The organism is Escherichia sp. E2661, from assembly GCF_004745185.1.
In the GTDB taxonomy this organism is placed as follows: domain Bacteria; phylum Pseudomonadota; class Gammaproteobacteria; order Enterobacterales; family Enterobacteriaceae; genus Escherichia.
The window spans coordinates 1-591 of sequence record NZ_PDIG01000053.1; the positions used below are offsets into that span (position 1 = coordinate 1).

General features: G+C 43.8%; 1 protein-coding gene. It reads right to left on the reverse strand.

The genetic code is table 11. The features are described 5' to 3' along the window. Positions 1-206 precede the first annotated feature (206 nt). Positions 207-335 carry a hypothetical protein gene (locus tag CRI63_RS24785; RefSeq protein WP_276606376.1) on the reverse strand — a complete coding sequence of 43 codons (129 nt, stop codon included), beginning with the start codon at positions 333-335 and terminating at the stop codon, positions 207-209. Positions 336-591: the final 256 nt, after the last annotated feature.

The following is a 591-nucleotide window of genomic DNA, read 5'->3' on the forward strand; positions in this document are numbered from 1 at the left end:
TGTTATTGTGGCAAATCGGGGTAAACGTCGGTTTTGAGGAATGCTAATTGAGTAGTCATAGTATCACCTCATCAGGTTAACCATCACCACCAACGACGCCAATCGACAGGTGGTGAACTGTGCAAGGTTGGCGTAACCGGCTACTCAAACCCGGCCCTTCCGAAGAAGCCCTCACACAGCCCACCATAATTTGGGCGTAACCGCGCTTAGCGCATAAAAAAACCGCTTAACGCGGTATGCGTTGAGTAGTGTTCCGGGACGCCAATCCCGTGTGCCGATTTTGCGGCAACACAAAGAATTAGCCCCAGTGAATGGTGGCGGTCAACTGCAGTCATTCATTCTCATAATGTGATCACCATCACTCAACACGTTCCAGAAATCGCTCTATCTATACTGACTTTAAACAGTTTTTTAGGTGTTAAGTATGTGGTTTATAGTATTAATAGCTATCCTGATTATTGTCCGCTTTCGTTTTTAAAAGCTCCAAATCCCAAAATCCACCTTCGCAACCAGTTCGTACTACTAAAAAAAATAAAGGCACCCACACATAAAAAACGCAAAACTAACTATAGTTATAGTACCGATATCATT